We start from the raw sequence: 18,248 nt of genomic DNA, 5'->3' as shown, positions 1-18,248 counted from the left end.
TTCCTAAAGCTCAAGAAGATCCTAAAGCGAGGCGTCGGTCAGCGACTTCTCCAGCCCCGACAAATGGATGCCGCACTCGGTCTTGGCGTGACCGGCCCAGCGGCCGCTGCGCGCGTCCTCGCCCGGCTGCACCGGCTGCGTGCACGGGAAGCAGCCTATCGACAGATAGCCATAGGCGACCAGCGGGTTCTCGCGCAGCTGATGCTTGCGCATGTAGGCGGCCTGGTCCGATGTCGTCCAGTGCGCCAGCGGATTGATGCGGATGCGCGAACCGACCGCCTCGAACACCGGAAGTGCTGCCCGCGTTGTCGCCTGAAAACGCTTGCGGCCGGTGAACCAAGCGCGGAACGGCTCGACGCCGCGCGCCAGTGGCTCGACCTTGCGGACGTCGCAGCAGGCGTCGGTGTCGGTCTCGTTCAGATTGCCGGTCGGATCGATCCGTTCGAGCGCTGCTTCGTCCGGCGTGATCACCCGGATATCGGTCAGTCCGAAATCGGCAACGAGCGCGTCGCGATAGCCGAGCGTCTCCTCGAAATGCTTGCCGGTGTCGAGGAAGATCACCGGCAACGTCCGGTCAATCTTGGCGATCATATGCAGCAGCACCGCCGAATCCGCGCCAAAGGACGAAACTGCGGCGATTTCGCCGCGAAAGAACTCCCGGGCCGACCGCTCGATGATCTCAAGCGGCTTCAGATGACCATAGAGCGCATCGAGCCCCGCCGCTTCGGCGGCGATGCCGGCCTCGACGTCGACGATACGATCAAGCGGCCTTGGCTTCGCCAGCATAGAGCGCCTCCTTGAACGGCGCGGGACCGACACGGCGGTAGGCGTCGATGAATTTTTCGTTTCTGTCGAGCCGGAGGCCGAGATAGGTCTCGACGATCTGCTCGATGGCGTCGGTGATCTCTTCCGAACTGAAGCCGCGGCCGATGATCTCGCCGACCGAGGTGTTCTCGTCGGCCGAGCCGCCGAGTGTGACCTGATAGAGTTCGGCGCCCTTCTTTTCGACCCCGAGGATGCCGATATGGCCGACATGATGATGGCCGCAGGCGTTGATGCAGCCGGAAATCTTCAGCTTCAATTCGCCGATCTCGCGCTGCCGCTCAAGCGAAGCGAAACGAAGCGAGATTTCCTGTGCCACCGGAATGGAACGCGCCGTGGCCAGCGCGCAATAATCGAGGCCGGGGCAGGAGATGATGTCTGATATCAGGTTGGAATTGGCCGTCGCCAGTCCGATGTCGACCAGAGCGTCATAGACCGCCTTGAGGTCTGCGCGCGCAACATGCGGCAGGATCAGGTTCTGCTCGTGGCTGACGCGCAACTCGTCGAAGGCATATTTCTCGGCAAGGTCGGCGACCGCTTCCATCTGGCTGTCGGAGGCATCGCCTGGCGCTTCGCCGATGCCCTTGAGCGAAATGGTCACGGCGGCATAATCAGGATGGCGGTGGGTCACCACGTTCTGATCGAGCCATTCCGAAAAGCTCTTGGAATCGAGGCGGGCAAGCTTGACCACCTCGTCGCCTTCCGGCCGGTCGGCCAGCGCCGGCGGCGCGAAATAGGCATCGATGGCGCGGATGTCGGCTTCCGGCAGCTTCAGATCCGCCTCTTTCAGCTCCTGCCATTCGGCCTCGACCTGACGGGTGATCTCCTCGACGCCGGTCTCGTGGACGAGGATCTTGATGCGCGCCTTGTATTTGTTGTCGCGGCGGCCGTAGAGGTTGTAAACGCGCAGGATCGCCGTGCAGTAGGACAGAAGGTCCGCCTCGGGCAGGAAGTCGCGGATCTTCTTGGCGATCATCGGTGTACGGCCCTGACCGCCGCCGACATAGACGGCAAAACCGAGTTCGCCGGCAGCGTTCTTCTTCAAATGCAGGCCGATGTCATGCGTCTGGATGGCGGCGCGGTCGCGCTCGGCGCCGGTCACCGCGATCTTGAATTTTCTCGGTAGGAACGAGAACTCCGGATGCACCGACGACCATTGGCGCAGGATTTCCGCATAGGGGCGCGGATCGGCGACCTCGTCGGCGGCGGCACCGGCAAAGTGGTCGGCGGTGACGTTGCGGATGCAATTGCCGCTGGTCTGGATGGCGTGCATTTCCACACTCGCCAGATCGGCCAGGATCGCCGGGATGTCCGACAGCGCCGGCCAGTTGAACTGGATGTTCTGGCGCGTCGTGAAATGGCCGTAGCCCTTGTCGTATTTGCGGGCGATGTGGCCGAGCATGCGCAGCTGCTTGCTGTTCAGCGTGCCGTAAGGCACCGCAATGCGCAGCATGTAAGCGTGCAATTGCAGGTAGACGCCGTTCATCAGCCTCAGCGGCCGGAACTGATCCTCGGTGATCTCGCCAGCAAGCCGCCGCGCGACCTGATCGCTGAACTCGGCGACGCGGGCCTGGACGAAATCGTGATCGAACTCATCGTAACGGTACATGTCTGGTCTTTCCGGGCGAGTCCGCCCGTTTCATCAATGTGGTCGTTTACGCCGCCCGGGCGGCTTCCGGGCGGGCCTGCTTGCCCAGGTCGTTGCGGTTGGTCGGGCCGGCGGCGCGGATCTTTTCGCGCAGCCGGACCGGCTCGACCACACCATTGGCGACGGTCACGTCGATCAGATTAACATCGACCACTTCGTTGTTGGCATAGGCCGTGGCGCCGATCGCCTCCAGCCGGTCTTCAGCCGCCTTATCATGGGCCACATCGGCATTGTCGATGATCTCGGCCCAGCCGCCGTTGGCGTACCAGACGGCTTCGCCGTCGGCCAGGCGGTTTGCGGTCAGAACTTTCATCGTTCAGCTCCTTCGGCGGCTGTTTGGGCCGCGCCTTCATGCCTGTGTGCCGCGAGCGGCTCGGAACGTTCAAAGTTGGCGCCGGCGACTGCATCGCCGATGATCGTCATGACCGGGCCGGTAAGGTCGGCGCGGACCTCAAGCGACGGCAGGTCGGCGAGCGTGCCGTGGAAACGGCGGCGGTTGGCAAGGCTGGCATTCTCGACCACGGCGACCGCCGTATCCGGCGACAGGCCCGCCTCGATCAGCCGGCCGGCAACCTCGGCCGCGACTGAGCGGCCCATATAGACGGCGACCGTTGCGCCGGAGATGGCGAGCTTGGCCCAGTCAGGCAGCGAATTTCCCTTGAGGTCATGGCCGGTAGTGAACACCATAGATGACGACACGCCGCGCAGCGTCAGCGGCAACTCGAAATCGGCGGCGGCGGCGAAGGCCGCGGTGACGCCAGGAACCACCTCATAAGCGATGCCGGCATCGCGCAGCGCCGCCATTTCCTCGCCCGCCCGGCCGAACACCAGCGGATCGCCGGATTTCAGCCGCACGACGCGCTTGCCGTCGCGGCCGAGTTCAATCAGCAGCGCGTTGATTTCGGCCTGGCTCTTGGTATGGCAGCCCTTGCGTTTGCCCACCGGCAGACGCTCGGCGTCGCGGCGGCCCATGGCGACGATCGTCTCCGGCACGAGTGCGTCATGGACGATGACATCGGCTTCCATCAGCAGGCGGTGGGCGCGCAACGTCAGCAGGTCTTCGGCGCCGGGACCCGCGCCAACCAGGGCAATGTGGCCCGATGCCGGCGCGTTCGAAAGCAACAGGTCAACGGCGGCATCATGCGCCTGCGAAAGCTGGCCGGCCGCCATGGCGCGGGCCGGCGCGCCGCCGAAAAAGTCGCTCCAGAAGCGCCGACGGGCATTGCCTTTCGGCAGCAATCTCTCAGCGGTGCCGCGTAACGAGGCGGCAAGCGAAGCAAGCGGCCCGAGCGACGGCGACAGCATGCGGTCGATGCGGCTGCGCAGCATCTGGGCAAGCACCGGGCCGGCCCCTTCCGTGCCGATGGCAATGGCGACCGGCGCGCGGTTGACCAGCGCTGGGGTGAAGAAATCGCACAGCTCCGGCCGGTCGACGGCATTGACCGGAATGCCCATCCGGCGCGCATCTTCGGCAACCCGGCGGTCGAGCGCCTCATTGCCGCTGGCGGCAAACGCCATGACCGCGCCTTCGAGATGCGCGGCATCGTAGGCGGCAGCAATGTGGATGGCACCATTCGCGGCGATGAAGGCCAGCAACTCGGCCTCGGCGGCATCGGCTATGATGCGCAGCACGGCGCTCGACTGGCCGATCAGCCGCGCCTTGGCCAGAGCCTCCTCGCCGCCGCCGACGATGGCCACGGCTTCGCCCTCGACCCGCATGAATACGGGAAAGGCGTTGAGCTTGGCGGTGGCCTGCGGCATGGCGAGCGGAATCCTGAATACGCTGGCAGTTCTACGCGCGGGCGCGAAAAAGCAGAAGGAACGCACTCGCGCATCGCTTCGTGTGAAGCAATCGCTTTTCCGCAAGCCCCAAAGGCAGGAGAAAAAAATTCCACAGCCACGAGTGGAGCGGATCCAAGCCGCTGTTGCGAGCCTTGATCTGTGGCGGTTCTAGCGACAAGCGAGGTATATTACAAAACACTTTTTTCTAAATTCTACGAATCTAGTAGACTAAAGCTGCGATGCGCTGAACACCGGAACATTCCTGCGTCGGCGCGCGTTTGCCCTGTGAATCCGAGCCTGGCTGTTCAGCCGCGGCAATGGCTCCAGAGACGGGCCTAGAAACCATGAAAAACAGAAAAAAGGAGCGCTCCGTGAATAACCTCAAGCTGAAACGCGGACTGTGGATCGTAGTGGCCGACGGCGAGAAGGCGCTGTTCCTCGAGAACCGTGGCGACACCCAATATCCCGACCTTCAGGTCGTGCAGGAAATGGAACAGGCAAATCCGGCGACGCGAGAGCAAGGTTCGGACCGCCCCGGCCGCTACAGCGACGGCCCTTCCGTCCACCGCAGCGCAGTCGAGGACACTGACTGGCATCGTCTCGGCAAGGAGCGTTTCGCCGACGAAATTGCCGAGCGGCTGTACAAGCTCGCGCATCGCGGCGCCTTCAAGGAGATGGTGCTGATCGCACCGCCGCAGGTGCTGGGCGACATGCGTCGAAAACTGCACAAGGAAGTCGCCGAGAAAATCACAGTGGAAATTTCGAAGACGCTGACCAACCACACCATCGTCGACATCGAAAACCTGTTGCAGGCGGCCTGATCGCGGGCATCGGGCGCGCAGGCCCCTTCCTTTTTGCAGCAATCCCCTTCTTTTTTCGAGCAACCATTGCCAGCCCGAGGCGGCTCGCCTTCTGTCTTCCCTGTCGTCGATTTCATGGCATTTGCGGGTTGCCTCGACCATCCGAGCCGCCATATTGCAAAGGCGGCTGCTTCCGGCGGTGCATATCCGGCATCGTGATCTTGAAAGGCGCTCCATAGACCATGCCGCATGACACGCCCCTTATCGCCACCATTGTCGCCGGTTTGGGGCTGGCTTTCGTCTTCGGCGCACTTGCCAATCGCTTCCGCATCCCGCCGCTGGTCGGCTACCTCATCGCCGGCGTGCTGGTCGGGCCTAACACGCCGGGCTTCGTCGCCGATGCCGGCCTCGCCAATGAACTGGCCGAAATCGGCGTGATCCTGTTGATGTTCGGCGTCGGCCTGCATTTCTCGCTGAAGGATTTGTTGTCGGTCCGCGCCATCGCCGTGCCCGGCGCCATAGTGCAGATCGGCTTCGCGACAGCGCTCGGCGCCGCTCTTGCCTGGATGCTCGGCTGGTCGATGGGCGCGGGGCTGGTCTTCGGGCTGGCGCTTTCCGTCGCCTCGACCGTGGTGCTGTTGCGTGCCTTGCAGGAGCGGCGGCTGATCGAGACGGAGCGCGGCCGCATCGCCGTCGGCTGGCTGATCGTCGAGGATCTGGCCATGGTGCTGGCGCTGGTGCTTTTGCCGGCGTTGGCTGGCGTGCTGGGCGGCCAGCAGCAAGGGGAGACCCATAGCAGCCTGCTGTCGCTGCCGGCCAGCTACGGCATCTGGAGTGTCGTCGGCATCACGCTGGCCAAGGTCGCCGCCTTTGTCGTCGTCATGCTGGTGGTGGGCCGCCGTGTCATCCCCTGGATCCTGCACTACGTCGCCCATACCGGTTCGCGTGAATTGTTCCGGCTGGCGGTGCTGGCCATCGCGCTCGGCGTCGCCTTCGGCGCCGCCAAGCTATTCGGCGTCTCGCTGGCGCTGGGCGCTTTCTTCGCCGGCATGATCATGAGCGAATCCGCGCTCAGCCATCGAGCGGCCGAGGAATCGCTGCCGCTGCGCGACGCCTTTTCCGTGCTGTTCTTCGTTTCGGTTGGCATGCTGTTCGACCCGTTCAGCCTGATCAGCAATGGCTGGCCGATCCTGGCGACACTGGCCATCATCGTCATCGGCAAATCGCTGGCGGCCTTCGCTATCGTCGTCGCCTTCCGCTATCCGATCGCGACCGCGTTGATGATTTCGGCAAGCCTTGCCCAGATCGGCGAATTCTCGTTCATTCTGGCCGAGCTCGGCGTCGGGCTGAAGCTGCTGCCCGAACAAGGACGCGACCTCATCCTCGCCGGTGCTATCCTGTCGATCGTCCTCAACCCGCTGATGTTCCTTGCCGTCGACTCGATGAAACCCTGGCTGGAAAGGCGCGCCGGCAAGACGGCTTCGCTCGACGAGGCAAAGCCGATCGGCCCCGCGACGGAGCCAGGCCAGCTGGCTTCGGTTGAGGCACCCGTGAAAGAGGACGGCCCGCCGCCCAGGACAGCGCTTACCGGCCATTCCATCCTGGTCGGCTATGGCCGCGTCGGCAGTCTCGTCGGCGCGTCATTGAAGAAGGCCGCCCTGCCCTTCCTCGTCATCGAGGATGCCGACAAGACGCTGGCGAAGCTCAGGGACGACGGCATCGAAACCGTGTCCGGCAACGCCGCGAATAGCGAGGTGTTCGCTGCTTCCAATCCCGAGGGCGCGAAGCGGCTGATCCTCGCCATCCCCAACGCCTTCGAGGCGGGACAGATCGTGCTGCGCGCCCGCGCCGCCAACCCGAAGATCAACGTCATTGCCCGCGCCCATTCCGATGCCGAGGTCGAGCATCTCAAGGGGCTCGGAGCCGACACGGTCATCATGGGTGAGCGCGAGATCGCGCGTGGGATTGTGGAAGAGGTGATGGAAGGCAAGACAGAGGCGGCCGAAGAGCCGAAAGCACCGATTACTTAGACCTCGATCGCCGGCGTTCGCTTACACGTGCTGGCCGCCATTGATGTGGATTTCCGAGCCCGTCACATAGGACGCCTGCTGCGAGCACAGAAAGAAGATGATGTCGGCGACTTCCGCCGTGGTCCCCAGCCGCCGCAGCGGGATCGTCTCGACGATCTTTTCCGTGCCCGGCGACAGGATCGCCGTATCGATCTCGCCGGGTGCGATGGCGTTGACGCGGATGCCGTGCGGGCCGAAATCGTGCGCCATTTCCCGCGTCAGCGAGCCGAGCGCGGCTTTCGACGTCGCATAGGCGGTGCCGGCGAAAGGATGCACGCGGGTACCGGCGATCGAGGTGACATTGACGATCGAGCCTTTGGCCGACGCCAATTCCCTAAATAATCCCCGCGCCAGCATGATCGGCGCGAAGAAATTGACCTGGAACACGTCGCGCCAGACATGCATCGGCGTGTCGATCGAATTCATGCGGCTGTTGCCGTCCTTGAGCTTCGGCGAGATGCCGGCATTGTTGACCAGCGCATGAAGCTGGCCGCCATGCGCCTCCAGCCGATGGCGGATTTCGGAGATCGCGATGCCGACATCCTCCTGGTCGGCGAGATCGACCTTGATATGGTCTTCCGGACCGGCCGGCCACGGGCAGTCGTCGGCAAAGGCCTGGCGCGAGCAGGTGATGACGCGCCAGCCTTCGCGCGAAAAGCGCTTGACCGTGGCATGGCCGATGCCGCGGCTGGCGCCGGTCAGCACGATTGTCTTTCTGGTGTCGGTTTCGGCCATTCGCGATCTCTTTAGGGCGACGTGCGTCCCTTTGGGCGCACAAAGTACGCTCTAGCACTTTTAACCCGGAGATGTAGCGGAACACGGCAGCGATGACGAGGGGTCAGCCGCCGGTGAGGATGTCGAAGATCGAGGTCTGCCGCTTCTTGACCGGGCCGCCGACATCGCCGGGCGGCACCGGGCGCTTGATCGATGCGGTGGTGCCGCTACCGCCCGGCACGCCGAAGCCTGCGGCATCGACCGTTTCGGCGGGACGCACGGCGCGAGGCGGCGACGCTTTTTGGGCGGACGGCGCGGATTGGCCAACCGAAGCGGACGGCACCGGGGCCGGTTGCGCCGCGTTGGACGGTATTTCGTCCTGCACGATCGTATCCGCGGGCGTCGACCTCCATGTTCCAGGCAGCGGCCGCACCGGCACGCCTTCATGAGCGGCGACCATGAATTCATGCCAGGCCTGCGCCGGCAGCGCGCCGCCGGTGACCTTCTTCATCGGACCGCCATCGTCATTGCCGAACCAGACTCCGGTGGTGAGATTGGCGGTGTAGCCGATGAACCAGGCGTCGCGCGAATTCTGGCTGGTGCCGGTCTTGCCGGCGGCCGGCCAGGCAAAGGCCGCCTTCCTGGCAGTGCCGATTTCGACAGTGCCGGTCATCATAGAATTCATCATCCCGACGATCTCGGGCTTGATGACGCGCGGGGCGCCGCCGCCATTGTTGTCGTAGAGCACCTTGCCGCCGGCTGTCGTCACGCGGCGGATAAAATGGACGTCGGGGCGGTAGCCCCCATTGGCGAAGGGGACATAGGCCGACGTCAGTTCCAGCGGCGTCACTTCAGAGGTGCCGAGCGCGATCGAGGTGTTGGCCGTGAGGTCGGACTGGATGCCCATGCGATGCGCCGCCTCGACCACCGCGTCAGGGCCGACTTCCATGGTTAACTGGGCAGCCACCGAGTTCAGCGACTTCGCCAGCGCCGTCGCCAGCGTCACCTTGCCGAAATACTTGCCGCCGTAATTGGTTGGCGTCCATTTGCCTATCCTGATCGGCGCGTCATTGCGCACGCTGTCTGGTGTGCGGCCGGCTTCCAGCGCCGCCATGTAAACGAACGGCTTGAACGCCGAGCCCGGCTGGCGGCGCGCCTCCGAGGCGCGGTCGAACTGGCTGGTCGAATAATCATAGCCGCCGACCATGGCACGTACCGCCCCGGAATTGTCGATCGACACCAGCACACCCTGGCTGGCATTGAGCTTCTTGCCGCTCCCGTCGATCAGCCGGCGGATCGATTGTTCGGCGAGCTTCTGCAGCGTGAGGTCGACGGTGGTGTCGACGATGATGTCGCCCCGCACATCGCCGATCAGGTCGGGCAGTTCTTCCACGATGGTGTCAGCGACGTAGTTTTCCGAGCCCGTCCAGTAGGATGCCACCCGCGACGCCGGCGCGCTCATCGCCGTGGTCAGTTCCTTAGCGCTGATCTTGCCTTCGTCGCGCATGGCGGCGAGAACGAGCTGCGAGCGCTGCTCGGCCGCCTTCGGGTCACGCGCCGGAGACAGACGCGACGGCGCTTTCAACAGGCCAGCGAGGAGTGCCGCCTCAGGCAGCGTGACATCGCGTGCGCTCTTGCCGAAATAGCGGCGCGAGGCCGCTTCGACACCATAGGCGCCGGAGCCGAAATAGACCCGGTTGAGGTACATTTCGAGGATCTGGTCCTTGGTGTGCTTGTGCTCGAGCCACAGCGCCAGAAGCACTTCCTGCACCTTGCGTTCCAGCGTGCGATCAGGCGTCAGGAACAGGTTTTTCGCCAATTGCTGGGTCAGCGTCGAGCCGCCCTGCGAAAAACGCCCGCCGAGAACGTTGGCGACCATGGCTCTGGACAGACCGATCGGATCGATGCCCAAATGCGAATAGAAGCGGCGATCTTCGATGGCGATGACGGCCTCGGGAATATAGGCTGACATTTCATGCAGGCCGACAGCTTCGCCGCCGCTCATGCCGCGATTGGCGAGCAGTTTTCCTTCGACGGAGACGATCCTGATATTGGGCGCGCGGTCGGGAATGGCCCAGGTGGTGGCCGCCGGCATTTTCGCACCGTAATAGACGACGATGCCTGCGCTGGCGATGCCGCCCCAGATGGCCAGCACGAAGCACCAGTAGGCCAACCGGCCGAGCACGCCGAACAGCCCGCGCCGGCTTTTGCCACGTCCGCGCCGCGACGATTTTGTCCGGGCCGGTTGGCGCTTTGCAGAGGTCTTGCGGTTGCTCGGCACGACGCGATCCTCCTCGCTCACAGAAAAACCGGCCGAGGATTTCGCCCGTGGCGGTCCCTCGAAGCTGGGTTCGATGCGGCTGTCTCTGCGGTTCGCCATGCGCTGTGCTGTATGTCCCGATGCCTATCGCATCGCCCGAAAATCGCGATTTTCGGAAACACGATGCGAAGCTTCAAAGTCTAAGAGCGTACTCTGTGCGTCCGAACGGACGCACATCGCTCCATGGCGTTCGGGTGAAGAGTAGATGCGGCGATTTAAGGGCGGGTTAAATGGTTCAAAGTTAATTCAATGCGTTACGGGACGTCACCGCTGCGTTCCCTGCTTCTGGGGGTTTGCAACAATGGCGTCCCTCGCGAGACGGCCTTCTCGTATTTCAGCATCAACCGCTCAGCCACCGTCTCTTGCGTTCGATCGCTGCTCTAAACCGTTGAATCTGCGCATGACCTTGCCACCAAAGTCATTCACCTAGGTGGATCATGCGTTAGTCGATCGCATCACGAACGGAAAGCGCTGCCCAGGATGATTGCATCGTCTCGCCGACATGGCAGTAGCAGACAATTTCGTGGAGCTGATCGTCGGTCAGTTCGAAGAAACGCTTTGCTTCGCCATAAGTGTCGTCTTTCAGCCCCTCATCGCGCAGAATCGGATCCTCGAAGGCAACCGATATTGGCGAGCCTTCGCCACGCATGATTTCGCGCTCCGGCGACGAACGATATTCGGTCCCGATAAGCGCGGTAAGGAGTCGGCTGGGCTGCCGTTCTAGAAGTTTTGACCAACGTTCGAGACGCTGGGTTCGGTCCATTCTAGGAGGTGTTGGGTCTCTGTGTACCTTTGCCACCGCATGCAGTTGGTCCAGTGTTTGGTGCCTCATGGCAACCTCCTAATAGTAGGTGGGTTGGCCCCAAACTCCCTGTACCAAGATCATACCGCGGATGTGTCGATCCGTCACTCTTATTCCGTATCCAGGTAGGCTTCTCTCCGGGTGCATCGAAGGATGGAGCGGCCTGCCTTGGCGCTCAATTTTCGACCCGATGGGGCAGGTCATCGGCACCTTTGCCGCGCCAACCCAACGCCGCTCAGTTCTGCTGGATCGAAATGCCTTTGTCGTCGATCTTGAGTTCCACGCCCTTCGGCCTGGTTTGCTCGCGATAGACATAGACGCCGAGCGCGATGACCACGACGACGAGCGCGCCGATGATGAGATAGAGCATGTTCTGCTTCATGGCGCGCCCTTGATGTGCTTCGAGGATCAGGCCTGCTTCACCAGTTTGATCAGCACGAGCAGGATCACCGCGCCGATCGTGGCGTGGATGATGGAGGCAAATATACCGCCGCCTATGGCGAACCCCATCCTTGGGAAGAGCCAGCCGGCTATTAAGGCACCAACGATGCCGACGACGATATTGCCGACCAGGCCGAGGCCGAAACCCTTGACGATCAGGCCGGCGAGCCAGCCGGCGATGGCACCGATGATGATGAAGACAAGCAGGCTCTCAGTACCCATTGCAGATCCCTCCCGAGCGAATGGTCGCGGAGCAGAGAGCTCCGAATCGACCTCCGATTGCAACATGTCCAACCTATTGGAAAGGAGCCGGCGCCGCCAGCGGCGTCATTCGTCGTCGCCATCCCCGGATGCAGGCCGCCAGCTGATCGGCTCGACCTTCCTTTGCGTGTGACCGTCCGTATAGGCCCACCAGCCGGTGTCGTTCTCGTCCCAGTCGCCGCCGGCCGCTTTCAGCCGGTCGAGCGACCGGTACTGCGCGATGGATTCGTTCATCACCCCGTCGCTGTCCTTCCAGTAGACGGTGACCTTGGAGCCATCCTTGGGTGCTGTTTCGATTGGTTTTCTGGCAGCCATTTCATCCCTCCACGGACCGACAGAACGTCGCGGCGAACACCAGGTTCCGCCTTAGCTATGGGCGAAGATGTCTGCCTCATCCCAGCCCATCAGGTCGAGTTTCGCACGCGTCGGCAGGAAGCGGAAGCAGGCTTCGGCCTCCCTGGTCCGGTTGTCGCGCGCAAGCCGCGCTGTCAACACATCGCGCAGCTGGTGCAGATAGAGCACGTCGGAGGCGGCGTATTCGAGTTGTTCGGGCGATAATGTCTCCGCCGCCCAGTCCGATGACTGCTGCGCTTTCGACAGGCTGACGCCGAGAAGCTCAAAGCAGATGTCCTTCAGCCCGTGCCGGTCGGTATAGGTTCGGGTAAGCCGCGAGGCGATCTTGGTGCAGAACACCGGCTCCGGCATGACGCCGAAGGCGTTGTAGAGCACGGCGAGATCGAAACGGCCGAAATGGAACAGCTTGGTTATGCTGCGGTTCTTGAGCAGGCTGACGAGGTTTGGCGCCTTCTTCTGGCCGGGCGCGATCTGGATGACGTCGGCGGAACCGTCGCCCGGCGAGATCTGCACAACGCAAAGCCGGTCGCGATGCGGATTGAGCCCCAGCGTCTCCGTGTCGATGGCGATCGCCCCGACGTCGTAGTGCAAGAGCCCCGGCAGGTCGTTCTTATGGAAGCGGATATCGCTCATCGTATTCTCCGGTCGCGGCTGGACGCACGTCGCTCTAGCCCGTCCTTGCCGCGATCCGATGAAAAATCAACAGAAAGTTGAATTCTCGCCCCCTCAGCGTGTCAGCGCATCGAGAATGCGCGCCCAGGAGCGCTGGCCCTTGTGGAATGAACTCATCTCGTACTTCTCGTTCGGCGAATGGATGCGGTCATCGTCGAGCCCGAAACCGACCAGCAACGATTCGATACCGAGATAGGTCTGGAAATCGCCGACCACCGGGATCGAGCCGCCACTTCCCGTCGTCACCGCCGGTTTCGGCCATTCGTCGGACAGCGCGTCCTTGGCCTTGGCGAGAAACGGCGAGTCGTAGGAAAGCTGGATCGCCGGCGAGCCGCCATGCGGCTGGAAATCGACTGAGCAGTCGGCCGGGAGGCGTTCCCTGACGAAGCCTTGGAAAGCGGCGCGAATCTTCTGGGGATTCTGCTTGTGGACAAGGCGGAAGGACACTTTTGCCGAGGCTTCCGCCGCGATCACCGTCTTGAACCCCTTGCCGGTATAGCCGCCGATAATGCCGTTGAACTCGGCCGTCGGCCGCGCCCAGGTGAGTTCGAGCACCGAGCGCCCCTGTTCGCCGGACGGAATCGACAGGCCGACAGGCCCAAGGAATGTCTCGGCGGTTTCGCCGAGCGCCTCCCATGACTTCAGGATCTGCGAAGGCGTCTCCTCGACGCCGTCATAGAACCCCGGAATGGTGACATGGCCGTCCTCGTCGTGGATGTCGGCCAATATCCTGGCCAGGATTCGGATTGGATTGGCAGCAGCACCGCCATAGAGACCGGAATGCAGGTCGCGGTCGGCGGCCTTCACCGTGATCTCCTCGCCGACCAGCCCGCGCAGCGCGACGCAGATGGACGGCGTATCGCGGTCCCACATGCCAGTGTCGCAGACAAGCGCAAAGTCGGCCTTGAGTTCGGCCGCGTTTGCCTCGAGGAACGGCTTCAGCGATGGCGAGCCGGACTCCTCCTCGCCTTCGAACAGGATCGTGATGCGGCACGGCAGCCCGCCATGCACCTGCTTCCAGGCGCGGCAAGCCTCAACGAAGGTCATCAGCTGCCCCTTGTCGTCGGCCGAACCACGTCCCGTGATCACCTGGTGGCCGGGCTCGATCTCCTTCACCGAAGGCGCGAACGGGTCGGTTTCCCAGAGCTCGATCGGATCGACCGGCTGCACGTCGTAATGGCCATAGAACAGGACATGCGGTGCGCCCGCCGGCCCGTCATGGTGCGCCACCACCATCGGATGACCTGGCGTGTGACGCACGCTGGCGTCGAAGCCGATCAGCTTGAGCTCCGCCACCAGCCATTCCGCCGCCTTGCGGCAATCGGCGGCATAGCTCGGATCGGTCGAGATCGACTTGATCCTGAGCAGGCCAAACAGGCGTTCCAGGCTCTCGTCGAGGTTTTTGTCGAGACGATCGAGGACGGGAGAAATTCTGGACATTTTTATCAAGCCTTTCGATTCTGAGCGGCAACCCTAAAGCCGCAAGGCAGAAACGAAAAGCCGGCGGTCGTTGGACCACGGGCGTCGAAAGGCAAAAAAATGCCGCCGTGGTGGAGGGGAACCACGGCGGCCTTTACTCGAAACGATGCGGCAGCCCGGAGAGGGGGGATAGGCTGCCGCAAGTGTCCGGGATAGGCGGGGGACGGGCCTTGCTCCGGACCTCGGCGAAAAATGCCGATGGCGCTTATCTGTGTCTCCGAACGTGGCGATTCAAGGGCACGAAGATTACACTTTCGTAACATACCCGTGATCGGATCGACTGTCAGGGATGTTGCCGGAACCGGCGGTTGAGGCCGCCTTTGGCATGGACCACGACGCTGCGCCGCGCTATCCCTTCGTCCCATGAAAAAAGGCGATCATCTCTTCCTTGTCGACGGTTCCGGCTACATCTTCCGTGCCTATCACGCACTACCGCCGCTGACCCGCAAATCCGACGGGCTGCCGACCAGTGCCGTGCTCGGCTTCTGCAACATGGTGTGGAAGCTGACGCAGGACGCCCGCAACACCGATGTCGGCATCGTGCCGACGCATTTCGCCGTCATCTTCGACTATTCGTCGAAAACCTTCCGCAACGACCTCTACCCCGAATACAAGGCCAACCGCTCGGCACCGCCGGAAGATTTGATCCCGCAGTTCGGCCTGATCCGGCAGGCTACCAGGGCCTTCAACCTGCCCTGCCTCGAGACAGAAGGCTACGAAGCCGACGACCTGATCGCCACCTATTGCCGGCTTGCCTGCGAAGCCGGCGCCGACACCACCATCATCTCCTCCGACAAGGATCTGATGCAACTGGTCGGCCCTTCGGTCGCCATGTACGACCCGATGAAGGACCGCCAAATCGGCGTTCCCGAGGTGATCGAGAAATGGGGCGTGCCGCCGGAAAAGATGATCGACCTGCAGGCGCTGACCGGTGATTCGGTCGACAATGTGCCGGGCGTGCCCGGCATCGGGCCGAAGACGGCGGCGCAATTGCTGGAACAGTTCGGCGATCTCGATACGCTGCTCGCCCGTGCCGCCGAGATCAAGCAGGACAAACGGCGCGAATCGATCATTGCCAATGCCGACAAGGCGCGCATTTCGCGTGAACTGGTGACGCTGAAGAACGACGTGCCGGGGATCGGCGGGCTCGACGATTTCGTGTTGCACCCGCCCGACGGACCAAGGCTGATCGGCTTTCTCAAGACGATGGAATTCTCCTCGTTGACCCGCCGCGTGGCGGAAGCGACCGGAACGGAAGCGGCTGATGTCAAGCCCGTTCCCGTCATTATCGAGCGCGCGGACACCGCGCATGGTCCCGATGTCGGGTTTGGAGTGCCGGCAGCCGCCGAAAGAGCGGCAGAGACAGTGACAGACGAAGCCGGGGAAGCAGTGCCGGCCACCATCAAGGTGGAACCCAAGGAAGGTGACACCCCTTCGCTTCTTTCGGCGCTTCGCTTCGAGGACGCCACTGGCAGCAAGATCGATACCAGCGCTTACGTCTCCATCCGCGACACAGCGACGCTGAGGGCCTGGATCGCCGAGGCGATGGAGACAGGCATCGTCGCCTTCGATATCGAGGCCTCCTCGCCCGATCCGATGCAGGCCGAACTGATCGGCCTCTCCATGGCCACCGCGCCCGGTCGCGCGGCCTATGTGCCGTTCGCCCACAAAAGCGGCAACGGCGACCTGCTCGGCGGCGGAGTGGTCGAAAACCAGATCCCGATCCGAGAGGCGCTTGGCATTCTGAAGCCGTTGCTGGAGGACAAGTCGGTTCTCAAGATCGTGCAGGAGCTGAAATACGACCTCGTCGTCATGAGCCGCCACGGAATCGATGTCGCCCCCTTCGACGACACCATGCTGATTTCCTACGTGCTCGACGCAGGCACGTCCGGCGGCCACGGCATGGCGGCTCTGTCGGAAAAGTGGCTCGGCCACTCGACCATTGCCCTCAAGGATCTGGCCGGCTCAGGAAGAAGCTTCGTCGGCTTCGACCAGATCGACATCGACAAGGCCACAGCCTATGCCGCGGAGCACGCCGATGTCGCGCTCAGGCTCTGGCGGGTGCTGAAGCCACGGCTTGCCGCCAAAGGCCTCGTCTCGGTTTACGAGCGGCTGGAACGGCCGCTGGTGCCGGTGCTGGCAAGGATGGAGCAGCGCGGCATCTCCGTCGACCGGCAGATCCTGTCGCGGCTCTCCGGCGAACTGGCACAGGGCGCCGCGCGGCTGGAGGATGAAATTTATCAGCTCGTCGGCGAGCGCATCAATATCGGCTCGCCAAAACAGCTCGGCGACATCCTGTTCGGCAGGATGGGCCTGCCCGGCGGCTCCAAAACCAAGACCGGCCAATGGTCGACCTCGGCGCAGCTCCTGGAAGACCTCGCCGCCGAAGGCCACGAGCTGCCGCGCAAGATCGTCGACTGGCGCCAGCTGACCAAATTGAAATCGACCTATACCGACGCACTGCCCGGTTTCGTCCATCCCGATACGAAGCGCGTCCACACCTCCTATGCCCTTGCCGCGACAACGACGGGACGGCTGTCGTCCTCCGATCCCAATCTGCAGAACATTCCGGTACGCACCATCGAGGGGCGGAAGATCAGGACGGCCTTCATCGCCGACAAGGGTAACAAGCTGGTTTCCGCCGACTACAGCCAGATCGAGCTGCGCGTGCTCGCCCATGTCGCCGAGATCCCGCAGCTCAAACAGGCCTTCGCCGACGGCGCCGACATCCACGCCATCACCGCGTCGGAGATGTTCAACGTGCCGGTCGAGGGCATGCCCTCGGAGATACGCCGCCGCGCCAAGGCGATCAATTTCGGCATCATCTACGGCATTTCCCCCTTTGGTCTCGCCAACCAGCTGTCGATCCCGCGCGAAGAGGCCGGCGCCTATATCAAGAAATATTTCGAACGCTTCCCGGGCATCCGCGACTATATCGACGCTACCAAAGCCTATGCCCGCGAATACGGCTTCGTCGAAACGATCTTCGGCCGCCGCATCCACTATCCGGAGATACGGTCGTCAAACCCGTCAGTCCGTGCCTTCAACGAGCGCGCCTCGATCAACGCGCGGCTGCAGGGCACCGCGGCCGACATCATCCGCCGCGCCATGATACGCATGGACGATGCGTTGGAAAAGGCGAAGCTTTCCGCCCGTATGCTGCTGCAAGTGCATGACGAGCTGGTCTTCGAGACGGCCGAAGCGGAGGTCGAGGCGACGATCCCCGTCGTGCGCCATGTGATGGAGAACGCTGCGATGCCGGCGGTGTCGATGTCGGTGCCGCTGCATGTCGATGCCCGCGCCGCCGACAATTGGGAAGAGGCTCATTGATGCGCCCAAGCCAGGTGTGTTGGGGTTCAGGTCAGGCCGTGTCGAAGATGGTGGGTTCCGAGAACCGGAGCGGAACGTACTTTTGGGTACGTGAGGACCGAAGCGCAGGAAGCCACCATTTGCAGGCCGGCATCACCTAATATCAATACACCTTAAGCCGCCTCGGCCAGGCATTTGGCACAGGTGCCGCGGAATTCGATCACTGCCTTCTTGGCGGCAAAGCCGGTCGAGCGCACCCACTCATCGAGCCGGTGTCCGACATCATGGTCGGAAAATTCGGTCACCTGCCCGCATGTGTCGCAGATGGCAAAGGCGGTCATCGAATGGCTGTGGTCGTGCGGCTCGGCGCAGGCGACAAAGGAATTGAGGCTTTCGAGCCTGTGCACGAAACCGGACTTAACCAGCGTGTCGAGCGCGCGATAGACCTGCAGCGGTGCGCGAAAACCCCGCTCGCGAAGCTGGTCAAGCAATGTATAGGCGCTGAGCGGCCCGCTGGCGGCCTCGAGTTTCTCGAGCACGCACAACTGGTTTTTCGTCAGCACATCCCTTGCTGCCATGATCCTGTTTCCAACCCGTTCGCGCCGCTCGCACGTCATTTCCGCGTGCAAGCGGCTTCAATTCTATCCAGATAGCGACGAACGGGCGTTTTTGCTACTGTTTCTGTGCCGGCATGGCCCAGAAGCCGGCCAACTCCGAGCAGGCATCAAACTCCGACCACGCATTGGCGGCCGAGTAGATGAAACGGCGGGAGCAG

Annotated in this window: 16 protein-coding genes; 3 read left to right on the top strand and 13 right to left on the bottom strand. The window is 62.9% G+C overall.

Annotated features, from left to right (window positions below; genetic code table 11):
* Nucleotides 1-21 precede the first annotated feature (21 nt).
* From ACWUKX_RS12060 to cysG, 4 genes are read right to left on the bottom strand one after another with little or no spacing between them, the layout of a single operon-like run.
* Nucleotides 22-786: a phosphoadenylyl-sulfate reductase gene (locus tag ACWUKX_RS12060; protein ID WP_065010146.1), complete on the bottom strand. Its 765-nt coding sequence runs from the start codon at nt 784-786 to the stop codon at nt 22-24.
* Nucleotides 761-2,431: a nitrite/sulfite reductase gene (locus tag ACWUKX_RS12055; RefSeq protein ID WP_095520260.1), complete on the bottom strand. Its 1,671-nt coding sequence runs from the start codon at nt 2,429-2,431 to the stop codon at nt 761-763. Before ACWUKX_RS12055 ends, ACWUKX_RS12060 begins: the two co-directional genes overlap by 26 nt.
* Before the next feature lie 46 nt (nt 2,432-2,477).
* Nucleotides 2,478-2,783: a DUF2849 domain-containing protein gene (locus tag ACWUKX_RS12050; RefSeq protein WP_456006913.1), complete on the bottom strand. Its 306-nt coding sequence runs from the start codon at nt 2,781-2,783 to the stop codon at nt 2,478-2,480.
* Nucleotides 2,780-4,231, bottom strand: a complete 1,452-nt coding sequence (gene cysG, locus ACWUKX_RS12045; protein ID WP_287151259.1) for a siroheme synthase CysG — start codon at nt 4,229-4,231, stop codon at nt 2,780-2,782. The genes ACWUKX_RS12050 and cysG overlap by 4 nt, the downstream gene beginning before the upstream one ends.
* A 392-nt stretch (nt 4,232-4,623) precedes the next feature.
* Here cysG and ACWUKX_RS12040 point away from each other — a divergent pair, with 392 nt between their 5' ends.
* Nucleotides 4,624-5,073: a baeRF12 domain-containing protein gene (locus tag ACWUKX_RS12040; protein WP_029348209.1), complete on the top strand. Its 450-nt coding sequence runs from the start codon at nt 4,624-4,626 to the stop codon at nt 5,071-5,073.
* A 221-nt stretch (nt 5,074-5,294) separates the two neighbouring features.
* Nucleotides 5,295-7,082, top strand: coding sequence for a YbaL family putative K(+) efflux transporter (ybaL, locus tag ACWUKX_RS12035; protein ID WP_456006911.1), 1,788 nt, complete (start codon nt 5,295-5,297; stop codon nt 7,080-7,082).
* Between the two features lie 21 nt (nt 7,083-7,103).
* Here ybaL and ACWUKX_RS12030 read toward each other — a convergent pair whose 3' ends face one another.
* From ACWUKX_RS12030 to ACWUKX_RS11995, 8 genes are all read right to left on the bottom strand, one after another.
* On the bottom strand, nt 7,104-7,856 hold the full coding sequence (locus ACWUKX_RS12030; protein WP_065010150.1) for an SDR family NAD(P)-dependent oxidoreductase: 753 nt from the start codon (nt 7,854-7,856) through the stop codon (nt 7,104-7,106).
* 103 nt (nt 7,857-7,959) lie between these two features.
* On the bottom strand, nt 7,960-10,215 hold the full coding sequence (locus ACWUKX_RS12025) for a transglycosylase domain-containing protein (protein WP_456006909.1): 2,256 nt from the start codon (nt 10,213-10,215) through the stop codon (nt 7,960-7,962).
* 382 nt (nt 10,216-10,597) lie between these two features.
* A complete protein-coding gene (locus tag ACWUKX_RS12020; protein WP_065010152.1) occupies nt 10,598-10,987 on the bottom strand; it encodes a hypothetical protein in 390 nt (129 codons plus the stop codon).
* A 205-nt stretch (nt 10,988-11,192) separates the two neighbouring features.
* Nucleotides 11,193-11,339, bottom strand: a complete 147-nt coding sequence (locus ACWUKX_RS12015; RefSeq protein ID WP_029348215.1) for a hypothetical protein — start codon at nt 11,337-11,339, stop codon at nt 11,193-11,195.
* 26 nt (nt 11,340-11,365) lie between these two features.
* On the bottom strand, nt 11,366-11,620 hold the full coding sequence (locus tag ACWUKX_RS12010) for a GlsB/YeaQ/YmgE family stress response membrane protein (RefSeq protein ID WP_065010153.1): 255 nt from the start codon (nt 11,618-11,620) through the stop codon (nt 11,366-11,368).
* 105 nt (nt 11,621-11,725) lie between these two features.
* Nucleotides 11,726-11,974 carry a hypothetical protein gene (locus ACWUKX_RS12005; protein WP_135934665.1) on the bottom strand — a complete coding sequence of 83 codons (249 nt, stop codon included), beginning with the start codon at nt 11,972-11,974 and terminating at the stop codon, nt 11,726-11,728.
* Between the two features lie 51 nt (nt 11,975-12,025).
* Nucleotides 12,026-12,646, bottom strand: coding sequence for a ribonuclease D (locus tag ACWUKX_RS12000; RefSeq protein ID WP_456006908.1), 621 nt, complete (start codon nt 12,644-12,646; stop codon nt 12,026-12,028).
* A gap of 93 nt (nt 12,647-12,739) precedes the next feature.
* The gene (locus ACWUKX_RS11995) at nt 12,740-14,125 is read right to left on the bottom strand and encodes a M20/M25/M40 family metallo-hydrolase (RefSeq protein ID WP_456006906.1); all 1,386 of its coding nucleotides are present in this window, start codon (nt 14,123-14,125) and stop codon (nt 12,740-12,742) included.
* 402 nt (nt 14,126-14,527) lie between these two features.
* Here ACWUKX_RS11995 and polA point away from each other — a divergent pair, with 402 nt between their 5' ends.
* Nucleotides 14,528-17,494 (top strand): DNA polymerase I, encoded by a 2,967-nt coding sequence (polA, locus tag ACWUKX_RS11990; protein WP_456006904.1) that lies wholly within the window; start codon nt 14,528-14,530, stop codon nt 17,492-17,494.
* A 152-nt stretch (nt 17,495-17,646) separates the two neighbouring features.
* On the opposite strand, the gene ACWUKX_RS11985 is transcribed toward polA, so the two are convergent.
* Nucleotides 17,647-18,051, bottom strand: coding sequence for a Fur family transcriptional regulator (locus ACWUKX_RS11985; RefSeq protein ID WP_023675234.1), 405 nt, complete (start codon nt 18,049-18,051; stop codon nt 17,647-17,649).
* Between the last annotated feature and the right edge of the window lie 197 nt (nt 18,052-18,248).

It is taken from the genome of Mesorhizobium sp. f-mel, assembly GCF_053850215.1.
This window is presented reverse-complemented; position numbering and strand designations above follow the sequence as displayed.

What these genes read in the sequence shown, in the direction of transcription:
- ACWUKX_RS12020 (WP_065010152.1), bottom strand. Translation starts at nt 10,987, where the DNA reads ATGAGGCACCAAACACTGGACCAACTGCATGCGGTGGCAAAGGTACAC.
- ACWUKX_RS12025 (WP_456006909.1), bottom strand. Translation starts at nt 10,215, where the DNA reads ATGGCGAACCGCAGAGACAGCCGCATCGAACCCAGCTTCGAGGGACCG.
- ACWUKX_RS12055 (WP_095520260.1), bottom strand. Translation starts at nt 2,431, where the DNA reads ATGTACCGTTACGATGAGTTCGATCACGATTTCGTCCAGGCCCGCGTC.
- ACWUKX_RS12000 (WP_456006908.1), bottom strand. Translation starts at nt 12,646, where the DNA reads ATGAGCGATATCCGCTTCCATAAGAACGACCTGCCGGGGCTCTTGCAC.
- ACWUKX_RS12005 (WP_135934665.1), bottom strand. Translation starts at nt 11,974, where the DNA reads ATGGCTGCCAGAAAACCAATCGAAACAGCACCCAAGGATGGCTCCAAG.
- ACWUKX_RS11995 (WP_456006906.1), bottom strand. Translation starts at nt 14,125, where the DNA reads ATGTCCAGAATTTCTCCCGTCCTCGATCGTCTCGACAAAAACCTCGAC.
- polA (WP_456006904.1), top strand. Translation starts at nt 14,528, where the DNA reads ATGAAAAAAGGCGATCATCTCTTCCTTGTCGACGGTTCCGGCTACATC.
- cysG (WP_287151259.1), bottom strand. Translation starts at nt 4,231, where the DNA reads ATGCCGCAGGCCACCGCCAAGCTCAACGCCTTTCCCGTATTCATGCGG.
- ACWUKX_RS12060 (WP_065010146.1), bottom strand. Translation starts at nt 786, where the DNA reads ATGCTGGCGAAGCCAAGGCCGCTTGATCGTATCGTCGACGTCGAGGCC.
- ybaL (WP_456006911.1), top strand. Translation starts at nt 5,295, where the DNA reads ATGCCGCATGACACGCCCCTTATCGCCACCATTGTCGCCGGTTTGGGG.
- ACWUKX_RS12015 (WP_029348215.1), bottom strand. Translation starts at nt 11,339, where the DNA reads ATGAAGCAGAACATGCTCTATCTCATCATCGGCGCGCTCGTCGTCGTG.
- ACWUKX_RS11985 (WP_023675234.1), bottom strand. Translation starts at nt 18,051, where the DNA reads ATGGCAGCAAGGGATGTGCTGACGAAAAACCAGTTGTGCGTGCTCGAG.
- ACWUKX_RS12050 (WP_456006913.1), bottom strand. Translation starts at nt 2,783, where the DNA reads ATGAAAGTTCTGACCGCAAACCGCCTGGCCGACGGCGAAGCCGTCTGG.
- ACWUKX_RS12010 (WP_065010153.1), bottom strand. Translation starts at nt 11,620, where the DNA reads ATGGGTACTGAGAGCCTGCTTGTCTTCATCATCATCGGTGCCATCGCC.
- ACWUKX_RS12030 (WP_065010150.1), bottom strand. Translation starts at nt 7,856, where the DNA reads ATGGCCGAAACCGACACCAGAAAGACAATCGTGCTGACCGGCGCCAGC.